This window comes from Ignatzschineria indica (genome assembly GCF_003121925.1).
Classification (GTDB): domain Bacteria; phylum Pseudomonadota; class Gammaproteobacteria; order Cardiobacteriales; family Wohlfahrtiimonadaceae; genus Ignatzschineria; species Ignatzschineria indica.
This window is the reverse complement of sequence record NZ_QEWR01000002.1, coordinates 1,304,701-1,321,923: the sequence shown is the minus strand read 5'-3', so window position 1 is coordinate 1,321,923 and position 17,223 is coordinate 1,304,701. Positions and strand designations below refer to the sequence as shown.

Sequence of the window (17,223 nt, the reverse complement as noted above, 5' to 3'; positions counted from 1 at the left end):
ATCTTTTTATTAAATTAGAGGAAGGATGCAGAATATGAAAATGCGATCCCTATTCGCCGTTATATTATTGGGATTCTCGCCCTATTCGATGGCAGAGGTTGAGAAGGGATTTTATATAGGTGCAAATGCTTTAGGTGTTAGACAAGATGTAAAAAAAATGGAAGGGTTCCCCTTTGATAATCAGAGAGATACTAATCAAAATTCTGCTAAAAAGAGCTTTTTAAATGGTTCTCTCTCTATCGGGTATCAGTGGAATAGCGCATTTCGATCGGAATTGGAATATCTTTTTCCTCACTCTCAGCGACATCAAGGTAGAGCTTCTCATTTAGCGGGGGATTCTTATCAGGGAGTGAAGACACAGCGTCTAATGTGGAATAACTACTTAAGTACCCCTTTAGGAGATGCCCTCTCTTTTTATGGAATGGCAGGAGTAGGTATTGCTCAAGTAACGACTTCTGGGAGGAGTTTAGGGCAGATGTATGCTAAAAATCGGCAATATAATTTTGCATGGAATGTTGGATTCGGTCTTAGTTATCAACCTTTTGATAATACTTATATCGATTTTGGTATACGACATGTCAACCTAGGAAAGGCAAGAAGTGGCAGATCAGGTAATGGTGCGAGATTAAAGGGCAAGATCGCCAGTAATGAAGTTGTATTGGGTTTGCGTTATGTCTTGGGTGAGTTATATCAGGAAGAGTTACGGGAAGATATCTATGCAGACCATGTAACGGAGGATCTCAAGGAAAGTTTTGAGCGAGCGCAGGCAAACAGCCATAGTTTTCGTGCTTATGTTGAAGAAAACAGAATGCGCTTACCAGATGAGATGAGCCGATCTCCGAAAAAGATAGATGTGATTGATTGATAATGACGCTATATCCATTATTGTAGAAGTTTACGAACCCCAAAATAGTTGATCTTTTTGGGGTTCTTAGTTTTTTAAGTTATAACACTTTACTGCAATTGCAACTACGTTAGAGATCCCTCAAATTTTAATTTACAGATATCGTCATTAGGGGCGCAATACTATAGATATTTACTGAGGTAACCGATCTAAGAAGTTTTGATAGGCAAAGCCGGCGATCTCCTCTTCTGAGTAGAAGGCTTTGAGGGCTTCGATAAGATTGGGGTACATACTTGTATCACTGAGCGCTTCAACTTTCGATTCGATTCCATCAAAGTCGGAGCCAAAACCAATATTTTTAATGCCTCCTAAAGCGACAATATGGTTGATCTGATAGATGACATCAATAATTGTGGCATTCCCTCCTTTTTTGACAAAAGGTGGGCAGAAGACGATATGTATCATTGCCTTTCGCTCAATCATTGCACGGATCTGATCATCAGTGAGATTACGACGATGTTCACAAATTGTCATTGCATTAGAATGGCTTGCAATGGGGTATTTCGCAAGTTCCATCACATCCCAAAATCCTGTAGGATGAAGATGGGAGACATCGACAAAGAGTTGATGTTCATTACACCATTTCACAATCTCTCGCCCAAAACGACTTAAGCCGGCACCTCTAGCTTCGGCAACGCCATCCGCTGCTAAGTTTCCATTATTCCAGGTTAACCCGATCGAGCGAACCCCTAATTGATAGAGAAGGGTTAATTTTTTGAGATCATTGCCAATAGGATCAACCCCTTCTAAGGTTAAAAATGCACCGATCTCGCCCTCTTTGAGCTGAGAGATCTGATCCCAAGAACGAATTAAACGCATTTCGGGATGTTTCTCTAAAACTTCGCTATAGAAGTAATGGATCTGCGCGATCACCTCTTGAAATTGATCAGAAGAGGGGAGGGAAGGGGAGACAAAGATGGCAAAAGCTTGAACCTTTACACCGCCTCTCTTCAACTTATCTAGATTAACATCGAGCTCGATCGAATCTTTGAAGGAGAGTTTTCCCTTAGCATCGGAGAGTTTCATTAAGGCGTCACAATGAAGATCGATAATTTTCATATTTGATTGCTCTTGTTAAATTAAGTAGTTAATAGATGGCTCTTGAGTTTAGAGAGTAGATCTTAAAGTGCTCACTCATATATAGAATAATAGAGCATAATAGAGCGTTAATAAAATATACCCTGAGCTTACTTCTCTTTTTTATAGACCGTCAAGCCCGCAAAGGTCTGCATTGTCGGCATTACCTCGATGCGGTTAATATTAACATGTTTAGGTTGTGTCGTAAGCCAGTAGATAATCTCAGCAATCTCTCGACCGGTAACGGCTTCTACATCTGCATAGACCGATTCTGCTCGTTTATCATCCCCCTTAAAACGAATATTGGAGAATTCAGTATCGCTACAGAGTCCCGGCTCAACATTAGAGACACGAATATTCTTCCCGATAAGATCAGCCCTTAGATTTTGTGAAAAGCTAGTGACAAATGCTTTGGTCGGGCCATAGATATTAGAGCCGTAGTAAGGGTAGTTGCCAGCAGTTGAACTAATATTGATGATATAACCATCATCACGGGCGACCATCTGTGGCAAGATCAGATGGGTGATATAAGTTAAGCCTCGGATATTCACATCGATCATCGTTTGCCAATCTTCAAAATCGACATCAAACGCAGGATTGAGATTGAGAGCAAGACCGGCATTATTGATTAAAATATCAATTTGATCGAAAGGTTCTGGAAGGTTTTCGATCCCCTCTTTAACAGATTCAAGATTTGCCATATCTGCTGTTAAGGGGTAAAAATTTTCACCTAATTGCGCTTTTATCTCCATCAGCTTCTCATGTCGACGAGCAAGACCGACGACGGTATATCCCTTTTCAATGAAAATTTTTGTCGCCTCTAATCCAAATCCAGATGATGCGCCAGTTATCAAGATATTCATTGTGTCACTCCTCTTTTTATGCTTTTTATATTTTATGAAATAGCCATACGGACCATACGAGCCATGCGATTATAGTTATAATCGTCATTACTTTTACTTAAAATAGCATCTTTGGTGCTTGAAGGGGAATGAATCTCTCTCCTTTATGAGATGAAAAAAGAGTTAGAGGATATTGATAAGATGGGTTAAGAGATAATCGATCATAATGGTGAAGCAGAAAGCCATTATAAGAAGTAGAGAGTTGAGAAATTGACGCCTTCCCCAGCAGGATTCTTCTGTTTGGATCGGTCTTAAAATATCGATTAACCAATAGAGCGTAATTGCAATAATAAGCAGTTGCATAGCAAGGAAATGAAAGCTTTCAAGAGCAAGTAATAGCGTTGCAATTGCCATTGCTCCGACATAGAGCGCCATCTCTTTTTGTGTCCTTTTTAAGGAGAGAAAGAGAGGTGCCATCGGGATCTTTGCCGATTGATAATCTTTTTTTCGGTAGAGCGCGATTGCATAAGAGTGTGCTACCTGCCAAGTGGCGAAGATAATAAAGAGAAAGAGGATATTACTATCAATCTGCTGACTAACTGCCACATAACCCACAAGAGGGGGGACGGCACCGGAGATACTACCGACAAGAATACTTAAGGTTGAATTGCGTTTAAAGATGAGGGAGTAGAGAAGAATATAGTCGATAAAGCCGATTAGAGCAAAGATCCCCGCTAGGGTATTGACTCTTACAAAGAGAAGATAGAAACCGATAATCGCAGCGACTATTGAGAGAATTAGTGCTGTTTTAAGGGAGATATCCCCATTAACGAGAGGTCTATTTTGGGTGCGCGTCATAATGCGATCGATATCGCGATCGATAATATTATTGGCGATCGTAGCACTTGCAATAATGGCACTAATACCGATCATTGTTGCGATAAAACGGGAGACATTGAAATTCTCCGCAAGATTGAGTGCTAATAGGTAGCCTGCAATCACAGGAACGAGATTGCCGAGAATAATCCCATGTTTAATCAATTTTAAAAATGGACGAAAATTACGATAGATCACGTGGTTCCCTAACTCAATTGATAGATGAGAGAAGTGGAAGGGGTGAGATAATAGGGTGAGGCATGAAGATTAAAATATTTCTATTATCCTCACCCCATTAATGCTCTGCTTAGGAGATCTCCTAGATTGCTCTCTTAATAGATAGAAAAAGAGAGATTACATAGGAAGTTCCGGCATCATATTCATATGGAGATAGTACATCACCCAGCCAGAACCACCGACAACCATCAGAAGAATAATGCCGGTAAAGAGTAGAGAGGCCACATTCCAGCCATCGTTATCTCCCTTTTTAATATGGAGAAAGCAGACGACCTGCACAATCACTTGAGTCATTGCACTGAGCGCTAAAATCCCCGCTAATACACCAATAGAGAGCATCTCTCTTAAGTAGATGACGGTACCAAAGGAGAGAAGTGTGAGAATAATGGAGAAGCCATAACCGACTAAATAGGCGGTCAATTCCCCTTTTCCCTCTTGCGTGGTTTGTGTCATCTCCTCTTGTGGTGTTGTTAATGTAGTGTTGAGATCGGTCATAGTGAAACCCCCATCAAGTAGACAACAGTAAAGATACAGATCCAGATAATATCGAGAAAGTGCCAAAAGAGACTAAAGAGCTTCATTCGTGTACGAGTCTCTAGGGTTGATCCTTTAAAGGCTAACTGCAACATCATCACCAACATCCAGACCATCCCGATGGAGAGATGCGCTCCATGAAGCCCTACAAGAGAGAAGAATCCAGAGAGGAATCCGCTGCTTTGTGGTGTTGCACCAATATCGATAAAGCCTAGAAACTCTCTAATCTCTAATGTTAGGAAGATCCCTCCGAGAATAAAGGTGATGATAAGAAGGAGAATTGTTGCACCAATCTTACCGCGTTTGAGGGTTAACATCGCTAAGCCACAGGTGAGGCTACTAGTGAGTAGCGCTACCGTTTCGGCAAAAGCATTTCCTAGATCAAAAAGAGAATGGGGCGTATGGCCATGCGTTGTATTTTGTAGTAGAACAACGAAGACCGCGAAGAAGGTTCCAAAGATAATAGAGTCTGCCATCAGGTAGATCCAAAATCCAAAGACCTTATTATTTGCGCTCTCCTCTTCTTGACGTAATTTGATATCAGAACTACTTAAGGTATTTGTTGCCATTAGTGTTCTCCTTGTGCAAGTTGATACTGTTTAACACGTTCTAAGAACGCCTCATCGGCGGCTTTTACTTCTTCTGCAGGAATAAGGATCTCTTCGTGTTCTCTGAAGCTTTCAATAATCCACCAGATAATTGCCGCACTGAAGAAGAGGATTGCCATCCACCAGATACTCCAAACAAGAGAGAATGAGAGTAATCCCGCTAAAACACCACCCGATACAAAGCCGAGCGCTGTATGTTTTGGAATATAGATATCTTGATATTGTCGATCGGGATCATATGCCTTTCCTTCCTGCTTTAATTTCCAGAACATATCGATATCATCCACTTTAGGAATGACGGCGTAGTTATAGACAGGGGGTGGTGAAGGAATTGACCATTCTAAGGAGCGACCATTCCAAAGATCTCCTGTAGGATCTTTTAACTTCTCTCGCTGCTTAATACTGACAAAGAGCTGCACTAAGATCGCAATAATCCCTAAGAAGATTAAGACAGCACCAAAGAGGGCGACAACGAGATAGGTTCCATATCGAGGATCGATGTTTTGGCTAATGCGACGTGGCATACCATCAAATCCTGCGAGATAGAGGGGGATAAAGGCAAAGAGGAAGCCTATAAACCAGAGCCAGAATGTGGCATATCCCCATCCTTTATGGAGTCTAAAGCCAAATGCTTTAGGGAACCAGAAGTTGTAGCCGGCAAGGACACCAAAGACAACCCCACCAATGATGGTGTTATGGAAGTGGGCGACAACAAATTCAGTATTATGGACTGCATAGTTGACTCCAGGAATCGCGAGCATTACGCCTGTCATCCCTCCTAATACAAAGAGGATAAGGAAGCCTACAGCATAGAGCATTGGCACATCCATCTTCACTTGACCTCGATAGATGGTAAAGAGCCAGTTAAAGACCTTCACTCCCGTTGGTACTGCAATCAACATGGTAGTAACACCGAAGAAGGCATTGACATTAACACCTGCACCCATGGTAAAGAAGTGATGCAACCAAACGGTGAGCGACATAAAGAGAATCGCAATAATCGCCCAGACCAATGCTTTATAACCGAAGAGATATTTTCGGCTGAAGGTTGAGACAACTTCAGAGAAGATACCAAATGCCGGCAGAATTAAGATATAGACCTCAGGATGTCCCCACGCCCAGATCAGATTGACATACATCATCTGACTTCCGCCTCCTAAAGAGTTGGTGAAGATCTCAAAGCCGAGATAACGATCTAATCCTAGCAATAACATGGTTGCAGTTAAGATAGGGAAGACCGCAAGAATTAAGATAGAAGTACAGAGTGTTGACCAAGTAAATAGTGGCATTTGAAAGAGTCTCATGCCGGGTGCTCTGACCTTCAAAATAGTGACAAACATATTAAGAGCGGCTAATGTTGTCCCTAAGCCGGAGACTTGAATACTCCAGATATAGTAATCGACTCCAACGCCAGGACTATAGAGCTTCTCTGAAAGTGGCGCGTAAGCAACCCAGCCAGTCTTTGCAAACTCACCAATACCAAGGGAGAGGTTGATTAAGATAGCTCCCGCTACAGTTAACCAGACACTCACCGCATTGAGGACTGGAAAGGCCACATCGCGACGACCTAATTGTAGAGGAACGACCACGTTCATCAATCCAATTAAGAAGGGTGTTGCCATAAAGAAGATCATAATGACGCCGTGAGCTGAGAAGATCTGGTCATAATGTTCAGGTGGAAGGTATCCTACCTGATCTCCTGTTGAGGCAAGTGCCATCTGTGAGCGCATCATAATAGCATCAGCAAAACCGCGGAGTAGCATAATGATCGCGACGATAATATAGATAATACCGATTCGTTTATGATCGGTGGTTGTTAGCCAGTTAGTCCAGAGCCACTTCCATCTTCGAGTGAAGGTGATAGTTGCCAGAACCGCTAAGACGATAAGAATAATAAATCCAAAAGCCGCGAGGGGAATCGGGTGGCTCCATGGAATACTATCGATGGTTAATCTTCCAAACATAGACGAATCCTCTACTGTTGATGGGATATATAGGTTAATGCCGGCGATATTGGGCGGCTTAATAGCGCTTCAATATTAGGCTTTAACCGGTTAACTTCATGAATATGCTCACGCATATGCTCTTCAACCTCTTCTAGATCTAAAAATTGAGAGATGACACGCAGATAGAGCCCTTTCTCAATAGGATGGAAATATTGTTCTGGAGCATTGATCGGCTCCTCTTCAACAAATTCTTGATATTTGGCCCAATCGAGAGGGTTATTATTGTGAGATTGTTGCTCTTTAACCCACTTGGCAAAATCATCATCAGAAAGAGCGGTGACTCTAAACTTCATATCAGAATAGCCGGCACCACTATAGCCATAGGATGCCCCTTGATAGGTTCCCTCTTCATTAACAATGAGATAGAGGACATTTTCCATTCCACTCATCACATCGAGTTGTGTTCCAATTTGTGGAATAAAGAAGGCATTCATCACCGTTTGTGAGGTAAGTCTAAACTTAAGAGGGCGATCAACAGGAAGATAGAGGGTATTAATGGTTGCAATTCCCTCTTCAGGATAGATAAAGAGCCATTGCCAATCCATTGAGACCACTTCAATAACGAGATCTTCTTTCTCAGATTCAATCCGTTTTTTCGGATTGAGATCGATGGTACTTTGAACGGTAATAAAGGTTAAAAGGGCGATAATGGCGATGGGAACTCCCCACATGAATCGTTCCAAGATCTTCGATTCTTGCCATTCGGGTTTATAGGTTGCTTTTTTGTTCGATTCTCTAAACCACCAAGGGAAGATAACCGCCATGATGATGCAGGGAATGATAACGATGAGCATAAGGGCAGCGCTAATCATTAGAAGCCACTTCTCATACTCGGCAATCTCACCTTTCGGATTGAAGAGGGCAAGATCGCTACATCCCGTTACTATCAGGAGGGCTGTGGCGATGGCTCCTATTTTTAGCGCTTTTAAGGCAGCTTTATTCATATCGAAATACCTATCAGCTATAAGTTTATAAAGGTAGGGTAATTATTTTTCTTCTCAATTGATCTGTTTAAACGCTAAAGAGAGCGATCAACCGAATCAATTTTTACCCTACAGAACTACAGATAAAAGTTGTAAAAGAGCGATAATCCCCTATCACTCTCTATTAATGTAAGCTGATAAAACATGATACAAAACTATAAAAAGTGACTTTCTGTTCTATATCAGGTTTTAATTCCTCTTACTCTCTCCATACTTATTAGCAATAAGATGCCATCTTCAGATCTAATCTTTTGCCCTGACAAATCCCTTTTAGGTTAGAGAAGAGCTCTTTTTATATAAATTGTGCTGATTGATAATCACTCTATGAAAAGCAATAATGTAAATATTATCACTTTAAGTAAAGTGTTAATTGAAATATCAATAACCTTCCAATTCACCTTCTACTTTAGCTTCTCTGAACTTAACTTTCTCTGCTAACTTCTTGATAATAGCTTGATATGATTCTGTTATCCTCGGTCGATTGAATTAGCGAAGTTTGTTAGTTTTTGTCAGTTTTGGCTGTCAGTTGTAATAAGCGTATAGATTTTCCTTTAAAAATATAAAAAAATCAAAATAGAGCTCAATAATCTTACGATTAAATCTCTATTTTGCATATTGTACTAAAGGCTTGAATCTTTAAAAGCTTTTCTTATCATACCAATTATTATTAATATTATCGGTTAATTTAATTTTCTAGCTTTTTTGTGATTGTTTCTCGCTTTTCAGCCGCATTTAACCAAGCCTCTTCTAGGGCTTCACTCTCTGCTTCAAGCGCACTTTTATCTTGATCGAATGTTAAGATCTCTTCAGGAGATAGGGTTTCATAGCTATCAGGATTCCCTAATACTTCTTCGATCTCCTCAATCTTTATTGTCAATTTTTCTAATTTTTTTTCAGCTTGCTCGATCTCTTTTGTCAGGCGTCTTAACTCTGTTTGCAATCTTTTACGCTCTTCTCGATCGAGATGGTGTTGAGGTTTTTTCTCCGCTATCGGCGCACTCTTTTCTGCACGAGATGTGGCGCGATTCTGTTCTATAAGATATTGCCGATAATCTTCTAGATCCCCTTTAAACTCTTTTAAGGATTGATGGGCAACAAGCAGGAATTGATCGCAACAGAGCTCTAAAAGGGAGGCATCATGGGAGACCATTAATACAGCACCGCTGAAAGATTGTAGGGCAATTGCTATCGCTTCTCGCATATCGATATCGAGATGGTTGGTCGGCTCATCAAGAAGCAGAAGATTAGGCTTTTGATAGACAATTAACGCAAGGGCTAATCGTGCTTTCTCGCCCCCTGAAAAGGGGGCAATCGCTTCTAGTACTTTATCGCCATGAAAACCGAATGAGCCTAGAAAATTACGGGCATCTTGGGTTGTTATCTGAGGATCTAATTGTGTTAAGTGCCAGATAGGGGATTCAGAGAGGGTTAAATATTCTACTTGATGTTGAGAGAAGTAACCTACCTTAAGATGTTCTGACGCAATAATTGTTCCTGAGGTTGGGATATTTTCTCCGGCGATCAGCTTAATGAGGGTTGATTTCCCTTCACCATTTCGCCCTAAAATCCCGACGCGAGTTTCAGGGGTGATTGTAAAATTGATCTCTTTAAGAATAAAGTGGTTTTGATCATAGCTAAAGCTGACATGATCAAGACGAATAAGAGGGTCGGGTACTCTTTCGGGGTTTTGGAATTGGAAAGAGAACTCATTTTCCGCCACAACAGGGGCGATATCCTCGAGTTTTTCTAATGCTTTGACGCGGCTTTGGGCTTGCTTTGCCTTGGTCGCTTTAGCACTAAAGCGATCGATAAACTTTTGAAGATGCGCACGCGTCTTCTCATTTTTTTCAAATTGGGCTTGTTGGTGCGCTAATTTTTCTGCTTTTAAACGCAGGAATGCAGTGTAGTTGCCGCTATAAACGGTCGCCTTCTGCTGGTAGAGATGGATAATTTGAGTACAGATATTATCGAGAAAATCGCGGTCATGGGAAATAACAATTAAGATGCCGGGATACTGTTTGAGCCAATTTTCAACCCAAACAACGGTCTCAAAGTCGAGATGGTTTGTTGGCTCATCAAGTAGCAGAATATCGGAGCGACACATTAATGCTTTGCCGATATTGAGGCGCATACGCCAACCCCCAGAAAAATCTTTAACCGGTTTGTGGTAATCATCTACCTTAAAACCTAAACCATCGAGTAGTTGATAGGCTCTGCTATCAGCACGATAGCCATCAATCTCTTCAATGCGAGCATAGATATGAGCAATTTGATTGGCATCATTTTGTGCAAGAGCGTTCACCTCTGCTTCACGTAGTTCTACTAACTCTGCATCTCCACTTAAAATATATTCAAAGGCGGAGAGCTCCGTATTATGGATCTCTTGCGCGACCTCGGCAATCACCGCAGACTTAGGAATATGAATCTCCCCTTTATCAGGTTCATGACGACCGAGTATGGTATTGAAGAGGGTTGTTTTCCCTGTTCCATTTTTACCTACTAATCCGACTCGCATGCGTGGTGTGATGGAGAAGCTGAAGTTGTCGATAAGTATATTCGCATTCATGCGAATGGTGAGGCCTTGGAATTCAATCATAGTTAATCAGGAGATCTCTGTTGAGCTAAAATTAGGTGAAAGTTGGGTGTAAGTGAGGTTGAAATTTGAGGTTCAAGTGTGGGTTGAGATAGCGGATAAAACAGAAGCTGGAGTTGAAATTATCATACTTGTAATCGTCATGCCTATAATTGTTATGTCTGAGATAACTATCTCAGCTCAAAAGGGTAGGGAATCACGCTGTTTGATTCTATCTCTATCTTCAATAATGATTTTCTAGAGGGTAGAACTCTCTGCATGATTGATCGCCTGCCACATTAGAAATGCCTCTTTAGTTGCTTTAACATCATGAACTCTTAAGATTTTAGCACCTTGTTCAATACTCCAGAGCGCTACGGCAAGATTGCCGGCAAGTCGCTCTTTAGGAGCTTCCACATGAGTGATAGCGCCAATAAAGCGTTTGCGAGAAACGCCTACGAGGTAGGGGTATTGGCTTTTCTGCGTCAATCTTCGGAGCTCTTTAAGTAGGGTGAGCTGTTCCGGGACATTTTTATCAAAGCCAAAGCCGGGATCTAAAATAATTCGTGAGGAATCTATTCCCTCGCTTACACATTTTTGGGCGATTTTCTCTAGATGTTGAAAAACGGAATGAGTCACGCCGCCGGTGAGGCGATAATCCCCTGTAATATGCATTTTTTGGTGATCGCCTAACATATGCATGAGGACTACTGCTGCTTTAGATTTTAAAAGAGAGTCGAGTGCTTTAGGATCGCTTAATGCGGTGACATCATTGATAATATCGACCCCAAGATCGAGCATCTGCTTCATCGTCTCTGCTCGAAAGGTATCAATTGAGAGGGGGATATCAAGTTTTTGTCGAAGTAGAGAGACGACAGGTCGAAGGCGTCTGATCTCCTCCTGGCTACTAATCGGTGTTGCTTTGGGGTTTGTAGATTCCGCACCGATATCGAGAATATCTGCCCCTTCCTCTAACATCTCATAAGCGCGATCTAGAGCGCGCTCTGGATCATAATAATCACCACCATCGGAGAAGGAGTTAGGTGTTAAGTTGAGAATCCCCATAATTTTTGGGGAGGAGAGATCAAGTGTTCGATCGTTAAAGGTTATATTCATAGGTTCTCTACTTTCGTTATAACAATTAGTCATATCCATAAGTCATACTTATAAGTCATGCTCATTAGTTGTATCAACTCATTTGAGTCAATCCCTTTGAGTTAAGACGTTTGAGAGAAAAAAGATGGCAAAAGCCATCTTTCTTTTTTATAGATTTTGCAACTCTTTGCTTCTCTCTCAAATAGTGATTTTCTTTTAGAAATCAGCAGTTTTGTGAAGATTAGAGGTGGCGACGAGGATCGTAATTATTATTGATATGGGGATCTTGTTCGCCTAGATCTTCACTTTCATGAGAAGCGTTGATGCCCCCTTCTTGCGTTGTTGAAGCTTTCTTCTGCTGATCCTCTTTGTTTACGTTCTCTTTCGCATTAGAGAACTCTCCATCAGCAATCTCTTCATCCTCCTTTTTATGGGAGATTTTATCAACAGAAGAGATTAAAAGATCACCATCAACCCGTTTAACATCTTTCGGGCGTTCATCAAAAGCGAGCGCCATCGCTTCTTTAAAGAACTCTAATGCACTCTTATCATCATTCTGAATCAACTTAATCTCACCAATTAAGCGATAAGCTTTTACAAATTGGGGATCGAGTTGAATAGTCTTTTGAAGGTGCGTCATCGCTTCATCATATTGCTGGTTTCGAAAAAGCATATGTGCAAGAGTATATTGTGTAATGGCACTATCTGGTGCATCTGCATTAAACTTTTTAGCATGATGAAGGAGTTTTTGCTGATCGCCACGATAGAGGTGACCATAAGCTAAGATCAGCATCTCATTGTGTGAGCGATTGATCTCTTTTCGAAGAATTTCTTCAGCACGCTTTGTATCCCCCACATCAAGCAAGCGATTAGCATAGGCGATGAGGAGCGCCGGCTCATGCTGGAGATGTTTAGGAAGGCGGCCCCAGACGAGGCGTAATTGATCAGAATCTTTACTAATTTGGCTTGCATACTCAAAGAGTGCTTTGTAAACATTTTCTGTATATTGATCGATCTCTTCACTAGGCGTTAAGCGTGGAAGCGCTTTCTGCAGATTGGGAAGAAGTCTAAATAGCGCCTCATTTTTACCCTGCTTCTGCAATGCAACGGCAAGTAGTAGTGTTGCGTAGTGATTTTTTTCTCGTTCTAATAGGGTGTTTAGAAGAAGTTCAGCTTTCTCATTCTCATCAGCCTCTAAGAGAAGTTCTGCACGTTGTACCTCTGCTAACTCACGATCATGTTTTGAATCTGAAAGATCGATCTCACGAAGATAGCGATCTCTTTTCTCCATATTACCGGAGAGTTGAGCTGCTCGCGCTGCGCCCACATAGCAGAGATTTTTACTCTTACTTCCTTTTGCCGCTAGTAAGAAGAGATCTTCTGCTACTTTGGGGCGATTTTCAAGAAGTGCGAGTTCTGCTTCCGCAAATTGTTTATCTGCAATTCTCGCGCGACGATTGAGTCGAAAATGACGCATAATCTTCGGCGTTCTAATAATTGTGATGATCAGTCGAATCACAACATAGATAATGAGAATAGAGACTGCAGCAAGTAACAAGCCTCCGACAATTGTGGTATGAATTGTTTTAGGACCAATGATGGGGAAGGAGCCTGTAATGAGAACCTGTCCTGTATCATCTTTGACAACAAAGAAGAGGAGAATGGCTAAAATCGGAATAAGAATAATCCAACCGATTGTTTTAAGAAATCTACCCATTATTGCGCTCCTTTATATGCTCGAAGAGTGGCTTCAAAGTCTGTGAGTGTGCGCTCAATATTAGGAGGAGTCACTTCAAGTTTTGCATCAAGAAGCCATTGTAACTGCTGAATAGCCTCTCTAACATCGGCATTATCTTCATCGAAGTAAGTTTTTACCCAAGATTGTACGCTCTCTACAGAGTGTTTGAAGAGGGTGACTTGATCTTGAAGTAGTGCGATTTTTGCCGCAGTTAATTCAAGTTGAATATTTTGTAGTAGGAAGAATCTATCTTCTTTCGCCATTAGTTCCGGTACTTCAGTTCGCTTATCTTCGATCACGACAAGATGCTTGAGGGAACTTGTTAATTTATCAGTCCAACTCTCTCCTTCAGGAGCGCCTTGGTTAAAGATCTCATTTTTAAGGTTGACCAGTGCGCTATCGCTCTTAAGGGGGGCTTTCTGAAGGAGCATTGTCACTTTCTCTAAGCGACGAGTAATATCCACTAGATCTAATGGTTCTAATGTCTTTAAGGTATCGATATTGGCTTCGAGAAGCTTTTTGGTCTCATTGAAATTGATACTATTGATCTGAGAGAGTTTATCGAGTGCTGAACTTAAGATCTGTGATGCTGTCTTGTAATCTTTGTCATATTGCACTTTTTGAATCGCGACCTTGAGGAGATAATCAACCTCTGTAGTGCGAAGCATCTCTAAATCGGTAATATTTTTGATGGTAGAGATGAGCTCTTTTGCTTCATTGAGAACGACATTTTGTTGTAACTCTTGTGCTGCGAGCTTCTTATCAAAGTCGTTAGCGATTGTAATCGCTTGATTGCTGACTTTGGCAATATTGTTGATTTGATCGCCTTGAGCTAAGAGATCTTTCTGTGTTGCTGCGAGTTTATCGATCTGTGCTTGTAATCCCTTAGCTGACTCTGCCATCGATTGGTTAAGTTGATCATGTTTTTGCGCAACTGCGGCAACTTGTCCTGAGAGTGATTGAGCATCACTCGTCGCTATCTTATCGGTGGTAACTTTGAGTGTGGAGAGGCTCTTGTTGAGCGTATCAACTTGCCCTTTAAGCGTGGAGATTGTCGATGCATCTGTTGCAATAGCGCTCTCTAGTTGAGCGATTTTATCGGTTTTCTCTAACGAGCCTTTATAGTAGGAGAATCCACCAAGCCCTAATCCACCTAATGCTAAGATAAGAGCGAGATAGGTCAATCCTTGGCTTGGGCGAGTTGAGTGTTCAGTGCTCGATGTTGTGGCTGTCGTTGCTGAAGTTGCAACATTTTCGCTATGTGCCTCATTATTCATACTGTGATCTTCCGCTCTCTCTAATGACTTTTCATCAACTGTTTTTGTGGTTGAATCGTTCACACTTTCCTGTTCTTTGCGTTTTTGATTCTCTTGACTTTTCTCTTCCTGCGCGGATAGAGACGTTTTTTCTAAGTCGTGAGGCGACTCAATCTTTTGCTTGATCTCTTGATTGGTCTCTTGGGTATTTGTTGTTTTAGAGGCCTCTTTCTCATTATCGGCTTCTTTATTAGAACGCTCTTCATCAGATTTCTTCTTAGAAGATTCATTTTCAACAGCTTGATTTTGATTCTCTCTGCGCCCATTGCCTCTCTTTTTATTACCTTTCTGATTTTGGCGCTTACTATTCGTGGATTGCGCTTTATCATCGTTATCACGCTTCTCCACAGTTGCTGTATCAAGCTCTTTATCTACAGTAGTAGCCTCATTAGTAGAAGATTGTGGGGAGATGGACTGTTCTGTTTTTTTAGAATCTTGGTTATTCAGCTCTTGCGTCATAGAGCGCTCCTTATCATTATCAGGTGAGATAGAAGGGGAATTGAGGGGGTGCGAAGTGAGAGGGTTAAAATACTCCTCAATTGCTTGCCAGAGATCTTTTTCAAGTGCAGATCGGGCAACAATGACTCTCTCAAACCCTTCTGATTTTACTATGTTTTCTAATCGTTCGCTACCTACAAAGATCCCATCAATTTGGGCTCTGAGCTGGTGTCGCTCTAAAATAGGGAGTAAGTTATTGAAAGCTTCTTGGCTTGAGATAACAAGATAGAGTGATCTTGTAGATGCGGGTGTTGAAGCAGATGTTGTAGCCGAGGATGCATCTTTAAAGCTTAGAAGAGGTGTGAGATTGAGCATCTCTTCAGTGGGGGCTTCTCGACGATAGACATCACAATACTTACCAAAGCCACCGAGATCATCAATTGCTTGATCGAGGAGTCGGCGACCCCCTTCACCACTAATAATTAAGATTTTTTTGCCGGCAATATGATGGGCTTTTAATGTCTCAACGAGTGCTTCAGAGGTGTAGGGCTTAGGTGCTGTAATCGATTCTTTATTGGCAAGATAGGGCTCTAAAGCCCTCTCTGTGCCGGAACCTATAGAGATAAATCCCTTAATTTTATCGAAGGCTAATCCTAACTTCTTAGCAAAACGAACAGAGTTAGGACTTGTAAAGAGGAGGTAATCATACTCTGATACTTGATCTAACTCTTTTTGTGCTTTAGCCAGTTCTTGAGGTGGGGCGATAATAATGCCGGGAAGATCAAAAGCAGTATATCCCAATGCTTGCAATTTTTGGATAAAGGAGTGTGACTGACCCTTTGGGCGAGTCACAATAATTCCAATTTCGGCAATATTCCCAATATTATTAATATCTTCGATAGGATTATTCTCTTTCTGCTTCATAGATTTAGCCATAGATCTTTTCAAGTATCTCTTTTGCGCCACGAGAGAGAAGGTTATCTGCAAGGGCTTCTCCTAAGGCGACCGCTTCTTCAGGTTTTCCCCACAACTCATGATAGATAATTGTCCCATGATCGAGATCTCCTACTAAGCCTCTAAGATAGAGCCCCTTTTCACTCAATTGGGCAAAGCCGGCAATAGGTGCTTGGCAACCACCATTAAGTTTTGCATTGAAAGCTCTCTCTGCCGAAACACAGATAGCGGTCTCTTCATCGTTCAATTTGGCAATCACCTCTTGAACCGCATGATTGTTAGTGACACATTCGATTCCAATTGCGCCTTGACCGACGGCGGGTAGGGAGATTGTATCGGGAAGAAGTTGGGTGATCTTCTCTTCAAAGCCTAAGCGGATTAATCCTGCCGCTGCAAGGATAATGGCATCATACTCTCCATTTTCTAATTTTTGGAGGCGTGTATTTACATTTCCTCGAAGATCTTTAATCTGAAGGTCGGGGCGATGTGCTAGTAGTTGAGCTCTACGACGTAGTGAGCATGAACCTACTACTGCACCTTCAGGAAGATCATCTAAGGATTTATAGTTAATGGAGACAAGCGCATCTCTTGGATCTTCTCGTTTTAAGATTACAGGTACACTCATCCCTTCAGGGAGTTGAGATGCCATGGGAACATCTTTCATTGAGTGAACAGCAATATCTGCTCTTCCTTCTAACATCGCAACCTCTAGCTCTTTGATAAAGAGCCCTTTTCCCCCTATTTTACTAAGAGGTGAAGAGAGTAGTTGATCCCCCTTTGTTGTCATGCCGAGCAATTCAATCTCCATTTCCGGGAAATGCTTGAGGAGTTCACTTCGAACATGGTTCGCTTGCCAGAGCGCGAGAGGACTTTCACGTGTTGCAATTGTTAATTTCATCTTTTTATCCTAGTTAAAATCTCGATTTTAGTTGGTTGCTTAATAATATATCAATTTTATCGCTTGAGTTATGATCTCTTATAGAGATTGATACCGACACCGATGCCGTATTGATTGCGTATCGATGTTGCAATAAGTGATAGGA

General features: G+C 41.5%; 13 protein-coding genes. 1 reads left to right on the top strand and 12 read right to left on the bottom strand.

Translation table 11 applies throughout. The annotated features are described in order from the left end of the window. The first annotated feature begins 34 nt into the window (after positions 1–34). Positions 35–865, top strand: a complete 831-nt coding sequence (locus DC082_RS05845; RefSeq protein ID WP_157957412.1) for an outer membrane protein — start codon at positions 35–37, stop codon at positions 863–865. A gap of 171 nt (positions 866–1,036) precedes the next feature. On the opposite strand, the gene DC082_RS05840 is transcribed toward DC082_RS05845, so the two are convergent. The 12 genes from DC082_RS05840 to hemC all read right to left on the bottom strand — a co-directional run bounded on the left by DC082_RS05840 (position 1,037) and on the right by hemC (position 17,078). Beyond that, positions 1,037–1,963 carry a dipeptidase gene (locus DC082_RS05840; protein WP_109236113.1) on the bottom strand — a complete coding sequence of 309 codons (927 nt, stop codon included), beginning with the start codon at positions 1,961–1,963 and terminating at the stop codon, positions 1,037–1,039. A 128-nt stretch (positions 1,964–2,091) separates the two neighbouring features. Continuing rightward, positions 2,092–2,844 (bottom strand): SDR family NAD(P)-dependent oxidoreductase, encoded by a 753-nt coding sequence (locus DC082_RS05835; RefSeq protein ID WP_094566612.1) that lies wholly within the window; start codon positions 2,842–2,844, stop codon positions 2,092–2,094. 162 nt (positions 2,845–3,006) lie between these two features. Then, positions 3,007–3,897 (bottom strand): heme o synthase, encoded by an 891-nt coding sequence (gene cyoE, locus DC082_RS05830; protein ID WP_229821601.1) that lies wholly within the window; start codon positions 3,895–3,897, stop codon positions 3,007–3,009. 156 nt (positions 3,898–4,053) lie between these two features. Continuing rightward, a complete protein-coding gene (gene cyoD, locus DC082_RS05825) occupies positions 4,054–4,431 on the bottom strand; it encodes a cytochrome o ubiquinol oxidase subunit IV (protein WP_229821599.1) in 378 nt (125 codons plus the stop codon). Then, positions 4,428–5,039, bottom strand: coding sequence for a cytochrome o ubiquinol oxidase subunit III (gene cyoC, locus DC082_RS05820; RefSeq protein ID WP_109236112.1), 612 nt, complete (start codon positions 5,037–5,039; stop codon positions 4,428–4,430). The genes cyoD and cyoC overlap by 4 nt, the downstream gene beginning before the upstream one ends. Next, entirely contained in the window at positions 5,039–7,042 is a 2,004-nt protein-coding gene (locus DC082_RS05815; protein ID WP_094566614.1) for a cbb3-type cytochrome c oxidase subunit I, read from the bottom strand. The genes cyoC and DC082_RS05815 overlap by 1 nt, the downstream gene beginning before the upstream one ends. 11 nt (positions 7,043–7,053) lie before the next feature. After that, positions 7,054–8,028, bottom strand: a complete 975-nt coding sequence (gene cyoA / locus DC082_RS05810) for a ubiquinol oxidase subunit II (RefSeq protein ID WP_109236111.1) — start codon at positions 8,026–8,028, stop codon at positions 7,054–7,056. 724 nt (positions 8,029–8,752) lie between these two features. Continuing rightward, positions 8,753–10,663 carry an ABC-F family ATP-binding cassette domain-containing protein gene (locus DC082_RS05805; RefSeq protein WP_109236110.1) on the bottom strand — a complete coding sequence of 637 codons (1,911 nt, stop codon included), beginning with the start codon at positions 10,661–10,663 and terminating at the stop codon, positions 8,753–8,755. A gap of 234 nt (positions 10,664–10,897) precedes the next feature. Beyond that, the gene (gene folP / locus DC082_RS05795) at positions 10,898–11,755 is read right to left on the bottom strand and encodes a dihydropteroate synthase (RefSeq protein ID WP_109236108.1); all 858 of its coding nucleotides are present in this window, start codon (positions 11,753–11,755) and stop codon (positions 10,898–10,900) included. 220 nt (positions 11,756–11,975) lie between these two features. Further along, positions 11,976–13,451, bottom strand: a complete 1,476-nt coding sequence (locus DC082_RS05790) for a heme biosynthesis HemY N-terminal domain-containing protein (protein WP_109236107.1) — start codon at positions 13,449–13,451, stop codon at positions 11,976–11,978. Further along, positions 13,451–16,162, bottom strand: a complete 2,712-nt coding sequence (locus DC082_RS05785; RefSeq protein ID WP_109236106.1) for a uroporphyrinogen-III C-methyltransferase — start codon at positions 16,160–16,162, stop codon at positions 13,451–13,453. Before DC082_RS05785 ends, DC082_RS05790 begins: the two co-directional genes overlap by 1 nt. Beyond that, a complete protein-coding gene (gene hemC / locus DC082_RS05780) occupies positions 16,155–17,078 on the bottom strand; it encodes a hydroxymethylbilane synthase (RefSeq protein WP_094566621.1) in 924 nt (307 codons plus the stop codon). The genes DC082_RS05785 and hemC overlap by 8 nt, the downstream gene beginning before the upstream one ends. Positions 17,079–17,223 lie beyond the last annotated feature (145 nt).